16 protein-coding genes and 2 pseudogenes are annotated in these 20882 nt (G+C 48.1%); 10 read left to right on the forward strand and 8 right to left on the reverse strand.

The window, feature by feature from the left end; genetic code table 11:
• Positions 1-212: 212 nt before the first annotated feature.
• From TW89_RS09505 to TW89_RS09535, 7 genes and pseudogenes are all read right to left on the reverse strand, one after another.
• Entirely contained in the window at positions 213-1556 is a 1344-nt protein-coding gene (locus TW89_RS09505; RefSeq protein WP_128581291.1) for an aldehyde dehydrogenase family protein, read from the reverse strand.
• A 79-nt stretch (positions 1557-1635) separates the two neighbouring features.
• A complete protein-coding gene (locus tag TW89_RS09510; protein WP_049331467.1) occupies positions 1636-2295 on the reverse strand; it encodes a MarC family protein in 660 nt (219 codons plus the stop codon).
• A gap of 1 nt (position 2296) precedes the next feature.
• Entirely contained in the window at positions 2297-3445 is a 1149-nt protein-coding gene (gene rodA, locus TW89_RS09515; protein ID WP_128581292.1) for a rod shape-determining protein RodA, read from the reverse strand.
• Positions 3438-5487, reverse strand: a pseudogene (gene mrdA / locus TW89_RS09520) (penicillin-binding protein 2). Before mrdA ends, rodA begins: the two are co-directional and overlap by 8 nt.
• A 4-nt stretch (positions 5488-5491) precedes the next feature.
• Positions 5492-5992: a rod shape-determining protein MreD gene (gene mreD / locus TW89_RS09525; protein WP_128581293.1), complete on the reverse strand. Its 501-nt coding sequence runs from the start codon at positions 5990-5992 to the stop codon at positions 5492-5494.
• Between the two features lie 4 nt (positions 5993-5996).
• Positions 5997-6839 carry a rod shape-determining protein MreC gene (mreC, locus tag TW89_RS09530; protein WP_128581294.1) on the reverse strand — a complete coding sequence of 281 codons (843 nt, stop codon included), beginning with the start codon at positions 6837-6839 and terminating at the stop codon, positions 5997-5999.
• Positions 6840-6850: 11 nt separating this feature from the next.
• Positions 6851-7929: pseudogene (locus TW89_RS09535) on the reverse strand (rod shape-determining protein).
• Between the two features lie 182 nt (positions 7930-8111).
• Between TW89_RS09535 and gatC the strand changes: the two are divergent.
• The 5 genes from gatC to TW89_RS09560 all read left to right on the forward strand — a co-directional run bounded on the left by gatC (position 8112) and on the right by TW89_RS09560 (position 13275).
• A complete protein-coding gene (gene gatC, locus TW89_RS09540) occupies positions 8112-8402 on the forward strand; it encodes an Asp-tRNA(Asn)/Glu-tRNA(Gln) amidotransferase subunit GatC (protein ID WP_003685110.1) in 291 nt (96 codons plus the stop codon).
• 89 nt (positions 8403-8491) lie between these two features.
• Entirely contained in the window at positions 8492-9940 is a 1449-nt protein-coding gene (gatA, locus tag TW89_RS09545; protein WP_128581295.1) for an Asp-tRNA(Asn)/Glu-tRNA(Gln) amidotransferase subunit GatA, read from the forward strand.
• A 99-nt stretch (positions 9941-10039) separates the two neighbouring features.
• Complete coding sequence (locus TW89_RS09550; RefSeq protein ID WP_128581296.1) at positions 10040-10660, forward strand: trimeric intracellular cation channel family protein; 621 nt, start codon at positions 10040-10042, stop codon at positions 10658-10660.
• A gap of 100 nt (positions 10661-10760) precedes the next feature.
• A complete protein-coding gene (gatB, locus tag TW89_RS09555) occupies positions 10761-12191 on the forward strand; it encodes an Asp-tRNA(Asn)/Glu-tRNA(Gln) amidotransferase subunit GatB (RefSeq protein WP_128581297.1) in 1431 nt (476 codons plus the stop codon).
• A gap of 79 nt (positions 12192-12270) precedes the next feature.
• Positions 12271-13275 carry a 2Fe-2S iron-sulfur cluster-binding protein gene (locus tag TW89_RS09560; protein ID WP_128581298.1) on the forward strand — a complete coding sequence of 335 codons (1005 nt, stop codon included), beginning with the start codon at positions 12271-12273 and terminating at the stop codon, positions 13273-13275.
• Between the two features lie 235 nt (positions 13276-13510).
• On the opposite strand, the gene TW89_RS09565 is transcribed toward TW89_RS09560, so the two are convergent.
• On the reverse strand, positions 13511-15619 hold the full coding sequence (locus TW89_RS09565) for a LysM peptidoglycan-binding domain-containing protein (RefSeq protein ID WP_128581299.1): 2109 nt from the start codon (positions 15617-15619) through the stop codon (positions 13511-13513).
• Between the two features lie 156 nt (positions 15620-15775).
• On the opposite strand from TW89_RS09565, the gene TW89_RS09570 reads away from it, so the two are divergent.
• The 5 genes from TW89_RS09570 (at position 15776) to TW89_RS09590 (ending at position 20741) form a co-directional block, all read left to right on the forward strand.
• On the forward strand, positions 15776-16435 hold the full coding sequence (locus TW89_RS09570; protein WP_004520133.1) for a class I SAM-dependent methyltransferase: 660 nt from the start codon (positions 15776-15778) through the stop codon (positions 16433-16435).
• 43 nt (positions 16436-16478) lie between these two features.
• The gene (gene mutM / locus TW89_RS09575) at positions 16479-17306 is read left to right on the forward strand and encodes a DNA-formamidopyrimidine glycosylase (protein WP_039862265.1); all 828 of its coding nucleotides are present in this window, start codon (positions 16479-16481) and stop codon (positions 17304-17306) included.
• A gap of 64 nt (positions 17307-17370) precedes the next feature.
• Positions 17371-18198, forward strand: a complete 828-nt coding sequence (locus TW89_RS09580) for a 1-acylglycerol-3-phosphate O-acyltransferase (protein ID WP_128581300.1) — start codon at positions 17371-17373, stop codon at positions 18196-18198.
• A gap of 145 nt (positions 18199-18343) precedes the next feature.
• Entirely contained in the window at positions 18344-19081 is a 738-nt protein-coding gene (locus TW89_RS09585) for a redoxin family protein (RefSeq protein ID WP_003747251.1), read from the forward strand.
• A gap of 253 nt (positions 19082-19334) precedes the next feature.
• Positions 19335-20741 carry a dihydrolipoyl dehydrogenase gene (locus tag TW89_RS09590; RefSeq protein WP_128581301.1) on the forward strand — a complete coding sequence of 469 codons (1407 nt, stop codon included), beginning with the start codon at positions 19335-19337 and terminating at the stop codon, positions 20739-20741.
• Positions 20742-20882: the final 141 nt, after the last annotated feature.

The following is a 20882-nucleotide window of genomic DNA, read 5'->3' on the forward strand; positions in this document are numbered from 1 at the left end:
GGGTTTTAGTCAAAGGTCTCAAGACTGTCGTATTCGAAAATAAGGCGTGGAAATATAGTAATTGTCTTTCTTAAAATAGGTTTCTTATTTTTGTAGCTGCTTTGATTTTGCAGAATTGGTATGGGTTTTAAATATAACATTTTTGCCAGTCTTTAAAAAACATCAGGCCGTCTGAAATTGGGTTTTCAGACGGCCTGAGTTAATGAAACGGTTTATTTTTGCCAATAGGTTTTGATGTTGACGAACTCGTATAGCCCGAATTCTGATAGCTCACGTCCATAACCTGAAGCTTTGACTCCGCCAAAGGGAAGGCGCAGGTCGCTGCTGGTGTGGCGGTTGATAAAGACAGAGCCTGCTTGGATTTTTTCGGCGTATTGCCATGCGTTTGCCGTGTCGGCTGTGTAGATACAGGCGCCGAGGCCGAAAGGTGTGTCATTGGCAAGCGCAACGGCGTGATCTGGATTGTCGGCGCGTAAGATCATGGCAACCGGGCCGAAAACTTCTTCATGCCAAACGCGGCAGTTTGGATTGACTCGATCCAAGACAGTAGCCGGGTAAAACCAGCTTTGTCCATCAGGAATATAGCCGCCGCTCAAGCATTGCGCACCGTGTGCAACTGCATCTTGAACCTGCTCGTGCACGTTTTGGCGCAAGTCTTCACGGTGAAGCGGGGCAAGGGTGGTGTTCGGATCTTTGGGATTGCCTGTTTGCAGTTTGGCGCACTCGGCAAGGAAGAGTGGGATAAATTGTTCGGCAATATCTTGGGTAACAACGATGCGTTTGGCAGCATTGCAGGATTGTCCGGCATCGCGAAAGCGCGAATAGCAGGCATCGATGGCTGCGCGTTGCAGATCGGCATCGGGCAGGATGATAAACGGATTGCTGCCACCCAGTTCAAGGACGGTTTTTTTCAGATGTTTACCTGCATGGGCGGCCAGCAGGCGGCCGGTATGGGTCGAACCGGTAAACGCCATGGCATCGGTATCTTCAATGGCTTGAAGCGTGTCTTCATGGCTCAACCATGCGCCGATAAGCGGCAAACCTTCTGGGACAAGGCTGAATAGGGTTTCGCTGACGCGGGCAACACTGGGCGCAGGTTTGACCGCGCAGGCATTGCCGGCGCACAGGGCAGGGATGGCAAATCGTAAAATTTGCCAAACAGGGTAGTTCCACGGCATGACCGCCAAAACAACACCCAAAGGCTCGAAGCGGACTTGGCTGAGGCTGGCTTGGGTGGCGATGGTTTTATGGGCAAGCAGTTCGGGGGCAAGGCGGACGTAGTAGCGGATAAGCTCGATGGATTTACTGATTTCGGCACGGCATTCGTGCAGGCAGCGTCCGACTTCTTCGCAAACCATTTCAGCGAGGCGTTCCTGGTTTTGGGTGAGGCTGTCGGCAAATTGCTGTAAGAGGGTAGTGCGCTCAGTAATGCTTGATTGGGCGAAGGTTTGCTGAATGGCTTGGAGGCGGTTTAATTCGTCGGTGAACTCGGTATAGCTTTGCGCCGGTCGGTGGTAAATGGTTTCTCCGGTGAAAACGTGGGTGCTGTGAAACATGGTTGGCTCCTTTGTTTTTATGTTTTTATGAGGCCGTCTGAAAATGTTTCAGACGGCCTTTTATTGTGATGATTGTACTTCAAGCGACCAGTTGGGGGAAAATAGATTTTAGGCCGGCAACAATAATCTCTACGGAAATGGCGGCAAGCATCATGCCCATGATACGGTTGAGGATGGTCAGGCCGGTCGTGCCCAAGCGTTTACTGATGCGTCCGGCAACGATCAGGATGAGATAGCAAATCAGGCTGACCAGAAAGCCGGAGATGATAATTAGGGCAATATCGCTGTAATTTTTGGCGGCAGAGGAGTAAATGATGACGGTAGAAATACCGCCGGGACCGATGGTAATCGGAATGGCAATGGGGACGACGGCAATGGCTTTTTCATTGCGGCGGACTTGTTGCTCATGGTGATGCTCTTCTGAATTGGGGTCGATTTTGGGCTTGGCAGGATTATCGTTGCCGTTCATTAAGGAGATGGCAATCAGCAAAACCAGAATACCGCCGCCGACTTGGAAGGAGCCGACGCTGATGCCGAGTACTTTCAACAAGATACCGCCGCCCAGTGCAAAGACGACAATCACGATGAAAACAGCCAATGCGGCAGTACGCGCGATTCTGCGCTTTTCTTTGGTGCTGTGGTTTTGTGTCAGGTCAAGATAAATCGAGAGCGCGCTGAAGGGGTTGATCAGCACGAGAAATGCCACGAGCAGCTTGCCGATTTCTACACCCAGTTCCATATTATTCCTCGCTTTCAGTTAGGTCATCGTTATCCGCATTACGGCGGCGGTTTTTGTGTTCATTGGCAATACCCATCAACAGGGCGAGCACCACCATGATGGAAAGCGTAGCCGTACCGCCATAGCTGACCAAGGGGAGGGGGACGCCGACAACGGGCAAAATACCGCTGACCATGCCCATGTTTACAAAGGCATAGCAGAAAAAGGTCATGGTCAACGCGCCTGCCAGAGTGCGGCTGTAAAGGGATTGCGCTTGCGCGGCAATCCACAATCCGCGTGCCAGAATGATAAGGTAAACCAGCAGCAACAGGATATTGCCAATCAAGCCGAACTCTTCGCCGAATACCGCGAAAATAAAGTCAGTCGTTGATTCGGGAATATAGTCCAAATGGGTTTGTGTACCGTTGAGCCAGCCTTTACCCCATACACCACCCGAGCCGATGGCAATCATGGATTGGATGATGTGGTAGCCTGCGCCCAACGGGTCTTTGGTTGGGTCGAGCAGGGTAAGGACGCGGGTTTTCTGGTAGTCGTGCATGCCGTAGTTCCACAAGAGCGGCAGGGTGGCCACAAAGGCAATAATAGCGGCAAAAATGGCTTTCCAGGGCAATCCGGCAAAAAAGATGACAAAAATGCCCGAAGCCATAATCAGTGCTGCCGTCCCCAGATCTGGCTGTTTCAAAATCAGGGTGACAGGAACAAGAATCAGAACGAGGGCGACAATATAATGTATCCATTTCAGACGGCCTTCATAGCGTTGGAAATACCACGCGACAGTCATGGGAATACCGATTTTCATGATTTCGGAAGGTTGGATACGGGTAAAGCCGAGACTCAGCCAACGGGTCGAGCCGTTGACGGTAACGCCGGCAACTTCGACGCCAATCAGCAGTAATACGCCGACAATGTAAACAGGCAGGGCAATTTTGGCAGCCGTTTGCGGCTTGAATACGGCGATAATCCATAAAAGAGTAAAGCCCAAAACGGTATGGATAGTTTTGTTTTCCAATTGACCGAACTCTTGCCCGTCTGCAGAATAGAGCAGGAACAGGCTCATGATGTAGATGGCGAGCATGGCAAAAAACAGCCAAGGATCAATCGGGGCTGCAATGGTGGATTTGAAATTTTTCCACGCTGATGTGTTATTCATGATGAGCCTCCGGCTGTGAGGCAGGGCTTGTCGGGGTCAGTCCGTAGGCAGATTGGAAAATGCTGGTAATAGGCTGATGTTTGTCCGTTGTTTCGGTTTTAGCCGAATCTGATTCAAGGCCGTCTGAAAACTGTTGCGGCTTGACGTGAAGCATATAAAAATCAGTCATTTCACGGGCCAATGGCGCGGCATACGCACCCCAGCCGCCGTTTTCCAAAATAACGGCAATGGCGATTTCAGGTTTTTCCAATGGCGCAAACGAGATAAACCATGCGTGGTCGCGGTGTTGTTCGCGCAGGGCTGCGGCATTGTAGCGGCCGCCTTGTTTGATTTGTACGACCTGGGCCGTACCGGTTTTACCACCCATCGTATAAGCGAGTCCGCCACCGATACGGTGTGCCGTGCCGCCCGGTTTCAATACCTTTTCCATTGCGCGTTTGACGTATTCGAAGTTATCGGCTTTGAATGGAATTTGACGCTCGGGATTGGGGTTGATACGGGTAATTTTGCGTGCGCCGAAGTCCAATACTTCTTTGACTAAATGCGGCTGATGAACGACACCGTCATTGGCAAGAGAAGCTGTCGCATGTGCCATTTGCAAAGGCGTGTAGGCGTTGTAGCCTTGGCCGATACTGACGGAAACCATTTCGCCGGCGCGCCATTCTTTCGCGGTCGGGTCGGAAGACTTGGCAAAGCGTTTGGCTTTCCATTCACGGCTGGGCAAAACGCCTGCGTATTCGCTGGGCAGGTCAATGCCGGTTTTTTGGCCGAAACCGAATTGCGCCAGATACGGAGCGGCTTTATCGATACCCATTTCGTAACCCAAACGGTAGAAGAAAGTATCTGAGGATACTTGAATGGCTTTGCTCAAGTTGGCCGAGCCGTGACCGCTGCGGACGGAGTCGCGGAAAATATGGCGGCTGCCGGGTATGCTCCATGCGCCGGGGGCGGGGACGATGGTGTTCTGAGTGATTTTGCCGCTTTCCAACAAGGCCATGCCCATAAAGGGTTTGAATGTAGAACCTGGCGGATAAAGGCCTTGGGTAACGCGGTTGATCAAAGGCTTTTTCCAATCGTCATTCAGCATTTTCCAAGTGTCGCTGTCGATGCCGTCAATAAAGAGATTGGGATCGAAGGAAGGCTTGGAAACAAAAGCCAAGACAGTACCATCTTGCGGATTGATAGCCACCAATGCGCCACGGCGGTCGCCCAAAATTCGGTCGGCTTCCTGCTGCATGCGGATATCCATGCCTAGGCGCAAGGTTTGCCCCATCTTGGACGGGACATTTTTCAATACGCGGACGATATTGCCGTAAGCATCTTTTTCGACTTCCTGATAGCCTGGAACGCCATGAAGCTGGTGTTCGTAATATTTTTCCAAGCCGGATTTGCCGATATGCGTACTGCCGCGGTAGAGAGCGGTCAGGCCTTCTTCTTCCAGCATTTCTTTGTCTTTATCGCTAATACGGCCGATGTAGCCTAAAAAAATGGGAAGTCAGCTTGCCGTAAGGATATTCGCGGAATGTGCGTGAATTGACCTCTACGCCTTTGAATTCGCGCAGATGTACGGACAAACGGGCGGCCTCTTCATCGGTCAGCCTGAGCTTGAGCGGGATATTTTCAAATTTTCGATAGCTTTCGCGGTATTTTCTGAAGCGTTTCAAATCTGTCGGCGTGATATCGACATATTTTTTCAATGCTTCAATGACATCTTCCATCTTGCCTTCGATACGGCTGGGAATAACTTCGAGCGAAAAGACAGGATAGTTTTTGGCCAAGGAAACGCCGTTGATATCGACGATTTCGCCACGTACGGGCGGCGTTGGAATCAGGGTGATGCGGTTGCTCGATGCCTGGCCGGAAAACTCATTGTGTTGAGTTACTTGCAGGTAGAAGAACCGCGCCAGTAAGATGGAAAAGAAGATGACAATCAGGATAAAGGCAACGAGCAGGCGCAACAAAGCATCGGCTTGTGCTGCCTGAGCGGAAGGTTTTTTGGTATGTTGACCACCGGAAAGACGGCGTGGAAGAATCGGTTTCATCTTTTCAGTGGGAGCGGTAAATACGGGTCACAATCAGCATCAACTGGCTGAGTATCGGCCAAAGCAGTGCGCCGACAAATGGGGCAGCAAAGCCTTGCAAAGTGATGACCTGATGATTGAGGAACAGACGTGCAACAGTTAAGACGGCCTGATTGAGAAGCAGGGCAGCCAAGACAGCGGCCAATTGCATAATGTGGCCGTAAAGCATGATTTGGCGGCGGCGGTTTAAGATGAAATAAGTCATCACGACGTAAGACAGGGCGTGCAATCCTAAAGTTGCGGCGGTTGCGGCATCGACAATCAGGCCGATGGCAAAAGCCAGTCCCATGCCTGCGCGTTGCGGTTGGTGCAATGTCCAATACAGCAACATCAGTGCCGTCATTTCAGGCAGCCAGAAGAATCCGTCAAAGGAAAACGGCATAAAGTCCAGTATCATCATCACAATGAGACTGGCCGCCATGATGTGCAGCGGTACTGCACGGTAAGAATCGTCAAAATCGTTCATGAAATCAGCGTGGGGAAGAAGGGCCGGAAGAAAGTACCAAGACAAAACGGCTGCTGCGTAAAGCGGCCAAAGGCGTCAGTTGCGTATCGTAATAAGGTGTTCCCGATGCGCGGACAACCTTGCTGACGGTTGCAACGGGAATCCCCGCCGGATAAGTACCATCCAGGCCGGAAGTCAGCAGAATATCGCCGGGTTTCAAGTCTGAGCCGGTTGGAAAATAGCGCAAATCCAAACCGTTGCCATTGCCGTATGCCAAATTGCTTTCACCGGTGCGGCTGACGGCTACGGGGACAATGCTTTGTCCACTTGAGATCAGTTCAATTTCCGCGCTTTGTGTGTGAACTTGTGTCAACAGGCCAATCAAACCGCTTTGATCGATGACTGCATCGCCAACTTTCAAACCGTCTTGGCTGCCCTTGCCGATAATCAGTCTTTCGGAAAGCGGATCTTTGCCATTGGAAATGACTTCCGCACCGATAACGTTGTGAATGCCTTTTTGTTGCAAACCATACAGTTTTTTCAATTCGCGCAATTCATCGGTATTGACTTTATCCCGCTGCAAATCGATTTTCAGACGGCCATTTTCATCTAAAAGCTGGCGGTTCTGTTCCAAGAGCTCGGATTTGGACTGGGAGAGGTCGGCAAAATATTGATAAAGTTGAACAGGTTGATTCGCCAGCCATTGAACAGGGTAGAGCATGGGCATTACTGCCGCACGCACCGGCTGCATCAATGAAAAGCGGTAATCGGCCACCATCAGGCCGGCCGCCAGGACGACATAAACGACAAAACGAGGCAACAGCTTAGGGCCTTTTGCCTCGTCAAAGCGCAAAGAAGAGCGTTCCATAACCATCTACCTTATGGGTTTTCCGTAAACACGGTATCCCATTTGCCGATATAGTCCAAAGCTTTACCGGCACCATAGGCGACGCAGTTCAGAGGCTGATCGGCAATACCGACGGGCAGGCCGGTTGCATCGGCCAAGACGGTATCGATACCGTGCAGAAGTGCGCCGCCGCCGGTCAGCATAATACCGCGGTCGGCAATGTCGCCGGCCAGTTCTGGCGGAGCCTGTTCCAAAGTCAGACGGACGGCACGTATGATTTGATTCACCGTTTCACTCAATGCTTCACGAATTTCATTTGAAGTAACCGCCAATGATTTAGGCGTACCTTCGGCCAGATCGCGGCCTTTAATGCGCATGGCTGTTTCGGTTTCAAAGCCCGAGGCAGAGCCGATTTGTTTCTTCAATTCTTCTGCCGTAGCTTCACCAATCAAGACACCGCGATGACGGCGCAGGTAATGGATGATACTTTTATCGAATTCATCGCCGGCTGCGCGGACGGAAGCAGAATAGGCCATGCCGCCCAGTGAAAGAATGCCGATTTCGGTCGTACCGCCGCCAATATCGACAATCATCGAACCTGCCGCATCTTCAATCGGCAAGCCCGCTCCCAAAGCGGCGGCCATCGGTTCTTCAATCAAATGCACGCTTGCCGCGCCGGCAGCAAACGCTGAATCCAAAATTGCTTTACGTTCCACTTGGGTAGAGCCACCCGGAACACAGATAACCACACGAGGCGGAACCAAAGACCGTCCTTCGGTGGCTTTTTAATCAACATACCCAGCATACGCTCGGTAATCACAAAATCAGCAATCACGCCGTCCCTCATCGGGCGGACGATTTCAATATTGCGCGGCGCACGGCCCTGCATTTTTTTGGCTTCCGTGCCCACTGCCATAATTTTACTTTTATTGCCTGCGCCGGATTGAATCGCAACCATGGACGGCTCATCCAAAACAATCCCTTTGCCGCGTACAAAAATCAGCGTGTTGGCCGTGCCCAAGTCGATGGCAATGTCATTAGAGAGGAAACGAGATAAAAGACGAAACATAGGATTCCTGAAATTCCGGCCCAGCCCGGATGTGTTTAGCATTATTTAAAATAAGAAAAACAGGTACACGGTTTTAGACGGATAAATGCCCCCTTAAAAGGCCGTCTGAAATAAAACACCATGCCAACCTGTTTGGTTTTCGGTTATAATTCTTCGCTTCATAGAAGACGAAATGCAATGATACCCCAAACCCAAGAGGCATTGCTATCAGACAAGGATTTTTTATGGCTTTAAGCTTAAATGATGTGGAAAAAATCGCAAAACTCTCGCGCCTCACTTTAACGGACGAAGAAAAAAACAAAACGCTTGCCGAGTTGAACGACATTTTCGCCATGGTTGAAAACATGCAAAGCGTCAATACCGACGGCATCGAACCCATGGCGCATCCGCACGAAGCCGCTTTGCGCCTACGCGAAGATAAAGTGACTGAAACCGATCACGCTGCAGAATATCAGGCTGTTGCCCCCGAAGTGCGCAACCGCCTGTATATCGTTCCTCAAGTAATTGAAGAATAAGGTTTCAGACGGCCCGATTTATTGATCTAAACGGATGTTTTCAATATCTGTTTTGAAAGCAAAAACTGTTTTATAGAAAGTACGGCACAATGACCGCTTACACGCTCAAACAAGCCAGCAGCCTGCTGCAATCCAAACAAATTTCCGCAGTCGAATTGGCGACCGAATATTTGGCAGCTATTGCTGCGAAAAACCCTGCCATCAATGGCTATGTGACCATCGATCAAGATAAGACCCTTGCAGAAGCCAAAGCAGCCGATGCGCGTATCGCGGCCGGTAATGCAACGGCTTTGACCGGTGTGCCAGTTGCTTACAAAGATATTTTCTGCCAAACAGGTTGGCGCAGTGCATGCAGCTCCAAAATGTTGGATAACTTTGTTTCTCCTTATACTGCCACTGTGGTGCAAAACCTGTTGGATGCCGGCATGGTCACTCTTGGCCGTACCAATATGGACGAATTTGCTATGGGTTCGACCAATGAGACTTCGTTCTACGGCGCAACCAAAAACCCATGGAATCTTGAACATGTTCCCGGCGGTTCGTCAGGCGGTTCGGCTGCTGTAATTGCAGCGCGTTTGGCACCTGCTGCGTTGGGTTCGGATACCGGCGGTTCTATCCGTCAGCCTGCGTCGCATTGCGGTATTACCGGCATCAAGCCGACTTACGGTACGGTTTCACGTTTCGGTATGGTTGCTTATGCTTCCAGCTTTGACCAAGCCGGCCCTATGGCGCAAACGGCCGAAGACTGCGCGATTTTGTTGAACACCATGGCCAGCTTTGACGAGCGTGATTCCACCAGCTTGGAACGCGACCAAGAAGACTACACACGTGATTTGGACAAGCCGCTCAAAGGTTTGAAAATCGGTTTGCCTAAAGAATATTTCGGCGAAGGCGCTGATGCCGATGTTCAGACGGCCTTGCAAAGCGTTATCGATTTGCTCAAAGCACAAGGTGCGGAGACTGTTGAAGTTTCCCTGCCGCAAACATCATTGTCGATTCCTGCTTATTACGTTCTTGCCTCTGCGGAAGCAAGTACCAACTTATCCCGTTTCGACGGCGTACGTTATGGCCATCGTGCGGCACAATTCGGCGATTTGGAAGAAATGTACAGCAACACCCGTGCCGAAGGTTTCGGTAGCGAGGTCAAACGCCGTATCATGATCGGTACTTATGTATTGAGTCATGGTTACTACGATGCTTATTATCTGAAAGCGCAAAAACTGCGTCGTCTGGTTGCCAATGATTTTCAGACGGCCTTTGGTCAATGTGATTTCATTTTGGCGCCGACGGCGCCGACTGCCGCGCCAAAACTTGGCAGCGACATCCACGATCCTGTGCAAATGTACTTGTCCGATATTTACACCATCGCCGTAAACCTTGCCGGTTTGCCTGCACTGACTCTGCCTGCCGGTTTCAGCGCAAACGGCCTGCCGATTGGTGTGCAATTTATCGGCAACTATTTCTCCGAAGCCAAAATTTTGGGTGCCGCACATCAAGTTCAACTGAACAGCGATTGGCACACTAAAGCGCCGGAATAATGTTTTAGGGCCTTGATGATTCAAGGCCGTCTGAAAATAAACCATATAAAAGCGCCTGAATGTATTGAGGTGCTGCATATTGTAGATATTTAAAAAATTATGACAGCCACCGATTTCATTCAAATCATTGGGACAGCCGCGTTTGCCATTTCCGGCTATTTGGTCGGCTACAACAAGCGGTTGGATGTACTCGGTGTCGTCATTACTGCGTTATTGACGGCTGTCGGCGGCGGCGTGATACGCGATGGCTTGGTCGGCCGGATTCCGCAAGTGTTTTTGCAAACCGATGCGTTGATTGTTGTGTTTGCCACGCTTGCCATTGCATGGTTGATAAGGGTGCAACGTTATCGCAGCACCTATTTGGCCGCTGCTTTTATTATTGCCGATGCCATCGGTTTGGCAGCTTTCAGCATTACCGGCGCACAAATCGGTATGGCTTTGCAGCTTAATCTGTTCGGCGTTATTTCTTTGGCTTTTGTGACTGCCGTTGGCGGCGGTATTGCGCGCGATATTTTGGTCAATGATGTGCCGATGATTTTGCGCACCGACCTTTACGGCAGCGTAGCCATTTTGATTGGCGGACTGATTTATCTGTTCGGGCATTTGGGCTGGATTAATATTTTTACGTTAAACCTGCTCTTTGCCAGCGGATTGTTGTTTCGCCTGACTGCATACCGTTTCCATTGGCAACTGCCCGGTTTCCAACGCCGCAGGAAATAAACTTATCTTACAGACGGCCTATTATGGTGTTTTATTCAGGCCGTCTGAAAAACGAATCACTCATTTAACCGATTAACTTTTTTTCGACAGAAAGACCCTTATGACTTGGGAAACCGTAATCGGACTGGAAATCCACGTCCAACTCAACACCCAATCCAAAATCTTCAGCGGCGCATCCACTGCATTCGGTGCCGAGCCTAATGCCCACGCCAGCGTGGTTGAGTGTGCGTTGCCGGGCGTATTGCCGGTAATGAACCGCGAAGTCGTCGAAAAAGCCATCAAACTCGGTTTGGCTTTGGATGCGAAAATCAATCAGAAAAACGTGTTCGACCGTAAAAACTATTTTTATCCTGATTTGCCAAAAGGCTATCAAATCAGCCAGTTGGATTTGCCGATTGTGGAACATGGCAAACTGGAAATTGTAGTAGGCGATGAGGTTAAAACCATCAATGTTACCCGTGCGCACATGGAAGAAGATGCGGGTAAATCCGTACATGAAGGTTTAAATGGTGCTACTGGCATCGACTTGAACCGTGCCGGTACGCCTTTGTTGGAAGTTGTCTCCGAGCCTGAAATGCGTTCCGCGGCCGAAGCCGTGGCATACGCTAAAGCGTTGCACGGTTTGGTGACTTGGCTGGATATTTGCGACGGTAATATGGCGGAAGGCTCGTTCCGCGTTGATGCCAACGTTTCTGTACGTCCAAAAGGTCAGGCTGAGTTCGGTACACGCCGTGAAATCAAAAACCTCAACTCTTTCCGCTTCTTGGAACAAGCCATCAATTATGAAGTGGAAGCGCAAATCGAAATTTTGGAAGACGGCGGTAAAGTACAGCAGGCAACTATGTTGTTTGACCCTGAAAAAGGTGAAACCCGCGTGATGCGTTTGAAAGAAGATGCACACGATTACCGCTATTTCCCAGATCCGGATTTGCTGCCGGTCATTATTTCAGACGGTCAGTTGCAAAAAGCCAAAGATGAAATGCCTGAATTGCCGCATGAAATGGCGGCGCGTTTTGTTGCCGATTACGGCGTGTCTGACTATGATGCGCGCCTGTTGACTGCCAGCCGCGCTCAAGCTGCCTACTTTGAAGAAGCAGCCAAAGCCTGCGGCCAAGGTAAATTAACGGCGAACTGGATGAACGGCGAGCTTGCCGCCACCTTGAACAAAGAAGGTTTGGAATTGGCTGAAAGCCCGATTACAGCTCCACGCCTTGCCGAGTTGGTTGTTAAAGTTGCAGATGGAACATTAAGCAGCAAACTGGCGAAAAAAGCTTTTGAAGCAATGTGGGCCGAGCCTGAAGCAGGTATTGCAGAAATCATCGAGAAACATGGTTTGCAACAAATTACTGACACTGGTGCAATTGAAGCGATGGTGGATGAAGTGTTGGCAAACAATGCGAAAGCCATTGAGCAATTCCGTTCTGGTAATGAAAAAGCCTTAAATGCGATTGTCGGTCAAGTGATGAAAGCAAGTAAAGGCAAGGCCAATCCGGCTCAGGTTCAAGAGTTGATTAAAGCCAAATTGGCTTGATAGATAGGACAGGCCGTCTGAAAACAGGTTTTATTTTCAGACGGCCTTTGTTTTTGATAATAAATTTATTCTAAATACCATGACACATACCATTACCTTACCAGATCAAACTACATTTACGGCGAATGAGGACGAAACTGTTCTTGCTGCCGCAACCCGTCAGAATTTAAATTTGCCTCATTCTTGCAAAAGCGGTGCTTGCGGGCAGTGTAAGGCCGAGTTGATTAGTGGCGAATTTGAAATGGGCAAGCATATTGATAAAGCCATCAGTGAAGAAGAAAAAGCACAGGGCAAAGTGTTATTGTGTTGTACCACTGCGAAGAGCGACCTCAAAATAAATGTGCCAGGTTTTAATCAAAATGCTTTGCCGGTACGCACATTGCCGGCACGTATTGAAAACATTGAAATCAAACACGATGTTGCTTTGCTCAAACTGGCTTTGCCTAAAGCGCCGCCATTTGCATTTTATGCCGGGCAATATATTGATTTGCTGCTTCCCGGCAATATCAGCCGTAGCTATTCAATCGCCAATTCGCCTGATCAAGAAGGCATTTTGGAACTACATATCCGCAAACGTGAAAACGGCGTATGCTCAGAAATGATTTTTGGAGCAGAGCCTAAAATCAAAGAGAAAGGCATTGTCCGCGTTAAAGGCCCATTGGGGACGTTTACTTTGCAAAAGGACAGCGATAAACCGATTGTTTTGTTGGCAACGGGTACAGGTTATGCCCCTATCCGCAGCATCTTGCTTGATTTGATTCATCAGAATAGCGAACGTCAGGTTCATTTTTACTGGGGAGCACGTCAGCAGGAGGATTTGTATGCACTGGAAGAAGCAGAAGTAGTAATAGGCCGTCTGAAAAATGCGAAATTCTCTCCTGTTCTTTCTAAGCCTGATTCCGATTGGAAAGGGGAGAATGGATACGTGCAAAATGTTGCAGCACAAAATTATCCTGATTTGAGCCAATATGAAGTTTATGCTTGCGGGTCACCAGCCATGACGGAGAGTGCGCAAAGTTTGCTGACTCAAAAATGTGCTTTACCGGAACCTGCCTTCTTCTGTGATGCTTTTTCACCGGCATAGTGATGTTTATACAGGATTTATATGTTTAAATGCAGCTGTTAAGAGTAAAATTTGATGGCAATTTGTTTGAGAAAGAGTGTGTTTTTACACACTCTTTTTTCTATATGGTAGTTATTGTATAGATATTTATAGCTTGAAGAGATAGCTATTTTGTTTTTAAAAATTGAATTTATTATTTATCATAAAGAAAAAGGTCGTCTGAATATTTCAGACGGCCTTTGTTTTGAAGCAAGTATTAGCTACCGATCAGTTTCAAACGTTGACCAGGAGTCACAGTACGGGTATTGCGGTTCCAACGGCGGATATCATTAACATCAACATTGAAACGGCTGGCGATGGTGTTCAAAGTATCGCCTTTGCGTACAGTGTAGGAAACGTTTTGAATAGGGTTGCTGCGGACTTTTGCCGGAGCAGCTGTAACACGGAGGATTTGGCCTTTTTTGATATTATTGCCTTTGATATTGTTGGCAATAATCAAATCGGCTACGCTCAAGTTGTAACGTTTGGAGATGTTAAACAACGTATCACCATCTGCTACACGGTGTGTGCCTGCTGCAAGTGCTGCAGTTTGTGTGTTTTGTTGACCGCTTACACGGGCAAGACGTGCATTGATGCGGCTTTGTTGTTTAATGGTATTGGCTGCGATACGTTCTGTACGAGCGCTTTCGGCAGTGACAACAGTTTGAACTTGTTTATTTTCAGGAGTCGTTTCAGCAACAGTCGCTGTAGGTTCCTCCGCAGGTTGGCTTTGTACCAAAGCCATCAGGTCATCATGCTCTTCTTGCGCCGGCGCAGCGGCAACAGTTTCAACTACAGGAGTAGTGGCTACATTGTCTGCGGCAACAGTCGGCGCAGTCAAGTCTGCAGGGATGGCTGATTTGGGCGCTTCTGTAACATTTTTAGCAATGGTCTCGGTAATCGCATGGGTCATGGCTGCAACTGGAGCAGGCACTTCCGCATTTGCAACTTGAGGTTGTGCTTTGGTTTCTGTTACCGCTACGGAAGTAACGTTTTCAGCTTTGCTGCGTGCAATAAAGTCAACCGGTTTGCTGGACTGTGGAACAACAGGAGCAACAATATTGGTCACGGTATTTTGAGCAACTTTAACCGGTTCTGCTACGCTGGAAGCAATAATTGGAGACATAGCCGGCATATTGGATTGGTAAGTATCCGGCGTATTGTCTTTGTCGATAAAGTTAATAATGTCTTGACTTTGGGTAGCTGAGTTTTTAGCCACCAAAATGCTGCGGCCTTCAGAAATGGCGCTACCGCTCAGGCCATTGAGGCGTTTGAGTTCGGCTACGCTCATGCCGGTATCGTTGGCAATGGCATTAAGTTTTTTGTTGCCCAAAGAAGTATAGATATCCCAAGACATCAGAGTATCTGGATTGGCATTGCGGTAGTTCTTCTCAAATGCGGAAACCGCAGAAACCGGCAACAACAGACGACGATTGTTTTTAGGGATGAATACCGGGGCATTGAAACCTGGGTTGAGCGCCAACAGTTCGCTTTCGCTGATGTTTGCAAAGCGAGCGATTGTGCTGTTATCAATAGGTTTGTCGATGCTGACAGATTTGAAATACGGCTGATTGCTGATTTCGCTGATATTCATGCCAAAAGTTTGTGGATTGGCAACGATATTGCGCACGGCTAAAAGTTTTGGAACGTAGTTGCGTGTTTCGTTCGGCATACGCAGGTTTTCGTATGTTGGCTCCAAACCTTGCGCACGGGCGCGGTTTACGGCGCGACCAACATTACCTTCGCCCCAGTTGTAAGCGGCAAGGGCCAAAGACCAGTCGCCGAACATACCGTGCAGGTATTGCAGGTAGTTCAATGCGGCATCGGTAGCGGCGTAAACGTCGTGGCGGCCGTCATACAAAGGCGTTTTTTCCAAGCCGAAGTGGCGGCCGGTAGCCGGCATAAATTGCCACAGGCCGGATGCGCCGACGTGTGATTTGGCTTTGGTTACGAATGCGCTTTCAATGAAAGGCAGCAAAGCGATTTCAGCAGGCATATTGCGTTTTTTAACTTCATTGGCAATATGGTACATATAAGGTTTGCTGCGGGAGATGGTGCGGTCGAAATATGCACTGTTTGCAGCAAATTTATTTTCATGGCGGCGAACCAGTTCTGTGTTGACTTCGTTAATGCGGAAGTCTTTACGCAATGATGCCCACAAGCTGCCAGAGCCGAAGGTTTGTGCTTTGGCTTGGTCGAGCAGGGAGGAGTTGAGGCGCATCATGGCCATGCCGACTTGGTTGGGCGTAGCGTTTTGCGCGTAGGCCGTGGCGGAAACTGCCGACAGGCTTGAAACGGTCAGAGCGATGGTTTTTAGTTTTGCCATAGTAAATAAAGTTATCAAATATATAATAAAATTTCGTCTTTTTGATAGTATCGTTTCAGCATTTAAACGTCAAGTCGAGCAGGGAATTTACTTGTGTGATGTGGCCGTGGTGTTAAAATTCTGTCACACAAGTCGGGATGCATAGGGAAGCCTTTAATGGAAACTTTTTTTATGCAAACGCCAATGGGACAATATCTTGCTCAAAAAGAGGAGGATTTTTTCAGACGGCATTTGCAATATTTGAATGGCCAAGTGGCAGTTCAATTAGGCGGTATATGGCAGAGGCCGTCTGAAAATATGATTGTGGTGCCGCGTGATGTGCGGATGGATGCTGAAATGTTGGCATTTGAAACGCATTCTGTGGATGTATTATTGATGCCCCATCTTTTGGAAATTTCATCTGCCGATTTGGTGTTGCAAGAGGCATTTAGGATATTAAAACCCGAGGGCAGGTTGATTTTGACGGGGTTTAACCCTAAATCTTTGTGGGGATTGAGCTCGTGGTTTGATGGTAAAAGACTGCCTACGAAATCTCAATGCTTGGCACTGGCTGAGTTGAAACGAAAAATTGCCGCTATTGGTTTTGAAATGGAATATGGGCAGTTTATGGATTATCTGCCTGCTGTGAATTCGCCATCTACTTTGAAGTTTTGGCGGTTTATGGAAAAGGCCGGGGATAGGTGGTGGCCGCAGTGTGCAGCGGTTTATGGTGTGGTTTTAACGAAACATTTAATTGGTGTCCATCCTTTGCCTGAATTGGAATCTGCATTTGATGGCAATACGGTTGCTTTAAGTACGGCACGTTTGGCCGAATAGTTTTCAGACGGCCTATATATAATGATTAATTTGGAGAATAATGATGCCTGAATTACCTGAGGTGGAAACGACTTTACGCGGAATCGCGTCGCATATTGATGGCAAAAAGATAGAAAAAGTCATTATTCGCCAGTTTAAATTGAGATGGCCTATCCATCCGAACTTGGCGCAAATTTTGGCCGGGCGCAAAGTTTTGGCATGCAACCGTCGTGCGAAGTATTTGATTATTACTTTTGAAACGGGTATTTTACTTATTCATTTGGGTATGTCCGGCAGTATGCGGATTTTTACCGCCGATGATGAGCGTATCGCCATGCCGGATAAGCATGATCATTTGGATTTCGCATTTGATGACGGTACCGTATTGCGTTATCACGATCCGCGTAAATTTGGTGCGGTATTGTGGTATGAGGGTATTGCCGAGCATCATCCTTTGTTGGAAAAGTTGGGACCGGAGCCACTCTCGGATGATTTTGATGCAAATTACCTGTATCAGAAATTGAAAACCCAAAAGCGTGCAGTCAAATTAGCGCTGATGGATAATGCGGTGGTGGTTGGTGTTGGCAATATTTATGCGAATGAAAGTCTGTTTAAGGCAGGTATTTCGCCATTACGTCCGGCGAATAAGCTGACCAAGAAAGAATGCGCATTATTGGTGGAAAACGTTAAAGCGGTTCTGCAAAGGGCGATTGAAACCGGCGGCAGTACGCTGCGAGACTTCGTTAATAGTGATGGAAAAAGCGGCTACTTTCAGCAGGAATATACGGTCTATGGCCGCCATAATGAGCCTTGTGTCCAATGTGGCGGGCTGATTTTTAAAGAAACTTTGGGGCAGCGTGGAACATTTTATTGTCCAAATTGCCAGAAATAGTTTCAGACGGCCTTAAATGTCAGAGGCCGTCTGAAAATAATGAACACAATACAGAAGAAATTTTATGTCTAAACAAAAAGCTCCTTTTTTTAAACGTCTGAGCCGACTTTGCCGTTTGGCAACTTGGTTATTCAGAACCGGCCGGGATTTGCGTGCCATCGATGGCAATAATGCAGAGGAACGCAATCACGCTGTGGTTGTTTTGGGAAAAGGTGCGTTGGACGCTTTGGATATTGAATTGGAAATCGGCGTACCGCCTCAAGGAAATGTGAGCGGTACTTTGGTGGTGGCCAACCATGTGTCTTGGTTGGATATTTTTGCCATGAGTGCCGTTTATCCGAGCAGTTTTATTGCTAAACAGGAAATCAGCGGTTGGCCGGTTTTGGGGAAAATGGGTAAAAATGCTGGTACGGTGTTTATCAACCGCAATTCCCGCCGTGATGTCGAGCCGATTAATCAGGCGATTTGTGCGGCATTGAAAGCAGGGCAGAATGTAAGTTTTTTCCCCGAGGCGCGCACTTCTTCCGGCTTGGGTATTTTGCCGTTTAAAGCAGCCCTGTTTCAATCGGCTATTGATGCGAAAGCGCCGATTCAGGCGGTAACCTTACGCTATTATGATGGCGAAGGACAACGGACGGATTTGCCATCCTATGCGGAGGTAAACCTGTTTCAATCTTTATGGCGTATTGTTTCGATGAAGAAAATCCGTATCCGTTTGGATTTCTCGCCTCAATACAAACCGACAGATATGCCGGATAAAGACCGCTATGCTTTGAAGGATATTGCGGAAACAGCCATCGGCGAAATTGTGGCTTCGGATTCGCCCGTTCAGCCCTTACCTAAAAATAATTTCAGTCAGGTACTTGTTTTATTTCAGACAGCCTTCATTTAAAGAAACAGCTGTTTTCGGTTTAATTGAATTGATAGTTTGATGTAATTAATATTATTTGAACTATAAATTATACAAATCGATAGGCCTGCATTAGAATGCAAGCATTGATTCATTTCTCAAACCCGAATTTTTAAGGAGCTTAAAAATGGCTTTGCAAGATCGTACCGGTCAAAAAGTACCTTCCGTAGTATTCCGCACTCGTGTCGGCGACACTTGGAAAGATGTTTCTACTGATGATTTGTTCAAAGGCAAAAAAGTAGTTGTGTTCTCTCTGCCTGGCGCATTTACTCCAACTTGCTCTTCTTCTCACCTGCCACGCTACAACGAATTGTTTGGCGCGTTCAAAGAAAACGGTGTTGACGCAATCTACTGCGTATCTGTAAACGACACTTTCGTAATGAACGCTTGGGCTGCTGAAGAAGAAGCCGACAACATCTACATGATCCCTGATGGCAACGGTGAATTCACTGAAGGCATGGGCATGTTGGTTGGCAAAGAAGACTTGGGCTTCGGTAAACGCTCTTGGCGTTACTCCATGCTGGTTAACGATGGCGTGGTTGAAAAAATGTTTATCGAACCTGAAGAACCAGGCGATCCTTTCAAAGTGTCTGACGCTGACACTATGTTGAAATACATTGCTCCTGACTGGAAAGCTCAAGAGTCTGTTGCCATCTTCACCAAACCTGGCTGCCAGTTCTGTGCTAAAGCTAAAAAAGCTCTGCAAGACAAAGGCTTGTCTTACGAAGAAATCGTATTGGGCAAAGATGCAACTGTTACTTCCGTACGCGCTATTACCGGCAAGATGACTGCTCCTCAAGTATTCATCGGCGGTAAATACATCGGCGGCAGCGAAGACTTGGAAGCTTACTTGGCTAAAAACTAATTGCCTGTATGCTTAAGACGGCTTGAAAAGGCCGTCTGAAAGACCCAAATATAGAGTTATTTAGACGACGTTTGCAAATCGGCGCTCTGAATAACTCTATATTTACAAGTAGAATTTGAGATTATTGTTTTAAATCGATATTTAGGTATTGGCTATTGATTTTTAAATTTTGATAGTTTATGAAGTTTAGGCCATCTGAAAACGGATAACCTGATGGCAATATCGGTTTGGATATAGACAGTAAGGATAAAATATGAAAAAGATTCAAGCAGATGTGGTAGTACTGGGTGGCGGTACAGCTGGTATGGGCGCATTTCGCAATGCCCGACTTCATACAGACAATGTTTACCTGATTGAAAACAATGTATTCGGAACAACTTGTGCGCGTGTCGGCTGTATGCCGTCCAAATTGCTGATTGCGGCTGCGGAGGCGCGCCATCATGCTTTGCATACCGATCCGTTTGGCGTGCATTTGGATAAAGACAGCGTAACGGTAAACGGCGAAGAAGTCATGCACCGCGTGAAGTCCGAACGCGACCGTTTTGTCGGTTTTGTAGTCAGCGATGTAGAAGAGTGGCCCGCCGACAAGCGTATTATGGGTACGGCAAAATTTGTTGACGAACACACCGTCCAAATCGATGATCACACTCAAATTACTGCAAAAAGTTTTGTGATTGCTACCGGTTCGCGCCCTGTGATTTTCCCTCAGTGGGAAGTTTTAGGTGAACGCTTGATTGTGAACGATGATGTTTTCTCTTGGGATACCCTGCCTAAGAGTGTGGCCGTGTTTGGTCCTGGTGTAATCGGCTTAGAGTTGGGTCAGGCTTTGCACCGTTTGGGCGTAAAAGTTGAAATTTTTGGCGTAGCAGGTGCGATTGGCGGTATTTCCGACCCTGTTGTCGCTGAAGAAGCCAAAACCGTTTTTGGCGAAGAATTGACTTTGCATTTGGATGCCAAAACCGAAGTTAAATTGGATGCAGAAGGCAATGTTGAAGTTCATTGGGAACAAGATGGCGAAAAAGGTGTATTCCATGCCGAATATGCTTTGGCTGCCGCCGGTCGCCGTCCGAACGTGGACAATATCGGTTTGGAAAACCTGAATATCGAAAAAGATGCACGTGGCGTGCCTGTTGCCGATCCGCTGACCATGCAAACCAGCATTCCGCACATCTTTATTGCAGGCGATGCGTCCAATCAATTGCCTCTGCTGCACGAAGCTTCCGACCAAGGCAAAATTGCCGGTCACAATGCCGCTATTTTTCCGAATATTGAGGGCGGTTTACGCCGTAGCGTAATCGGTGTGGTATTTACCAGTCCGCAAATTGCCACTATCGGTTTGAAATACGCGCAAGTTGCAGCGAAATATCAACCTGACGAGTTTGTCATCGGCGAAGTTTCCTTCCGAAACCAAGGCCGAAGCCGCGTTATGTTGGTAAACAAAGGCCATATGCGTTTGTATGCTGAGAAAGCAACCGGCCGTTTCATTGGTGCGGAAGTTGTCGGCCCTGCTGCCGAACATTTGGCACACTTGATGGCTTGGGCGCATCAAATGAAGATGACGATTCCGCAAATGCTGGATATGCCGTTCTACCATCCGGTTATCGAGGAAGGTCTGCGTACTGCATTGCGTGATGCCGATGCAAAATTGAAACAGGCTTGATTATTTGATGGAATAAAGGCCGAGACCTTTGCAAAATTCCCCAAAATCCCCTAAATTCCCACCAAGACATTTAGGGGATTTTCCATGACCACCTTCTTTCAACAAACCGCCCAAGCCATGATCGCCAAACACATCGACCGT

Origin of the sequence: Neisseria flavescens (assembly GCF_001618065.1) — a bacterium.
GTDB classification, from domain to species: Bacteria; Pseudomonadota; Gammaproteobacteria; order Burkholderiales; family Neisseriaceae; genus Neisseria; species Neisseria flavescens_A.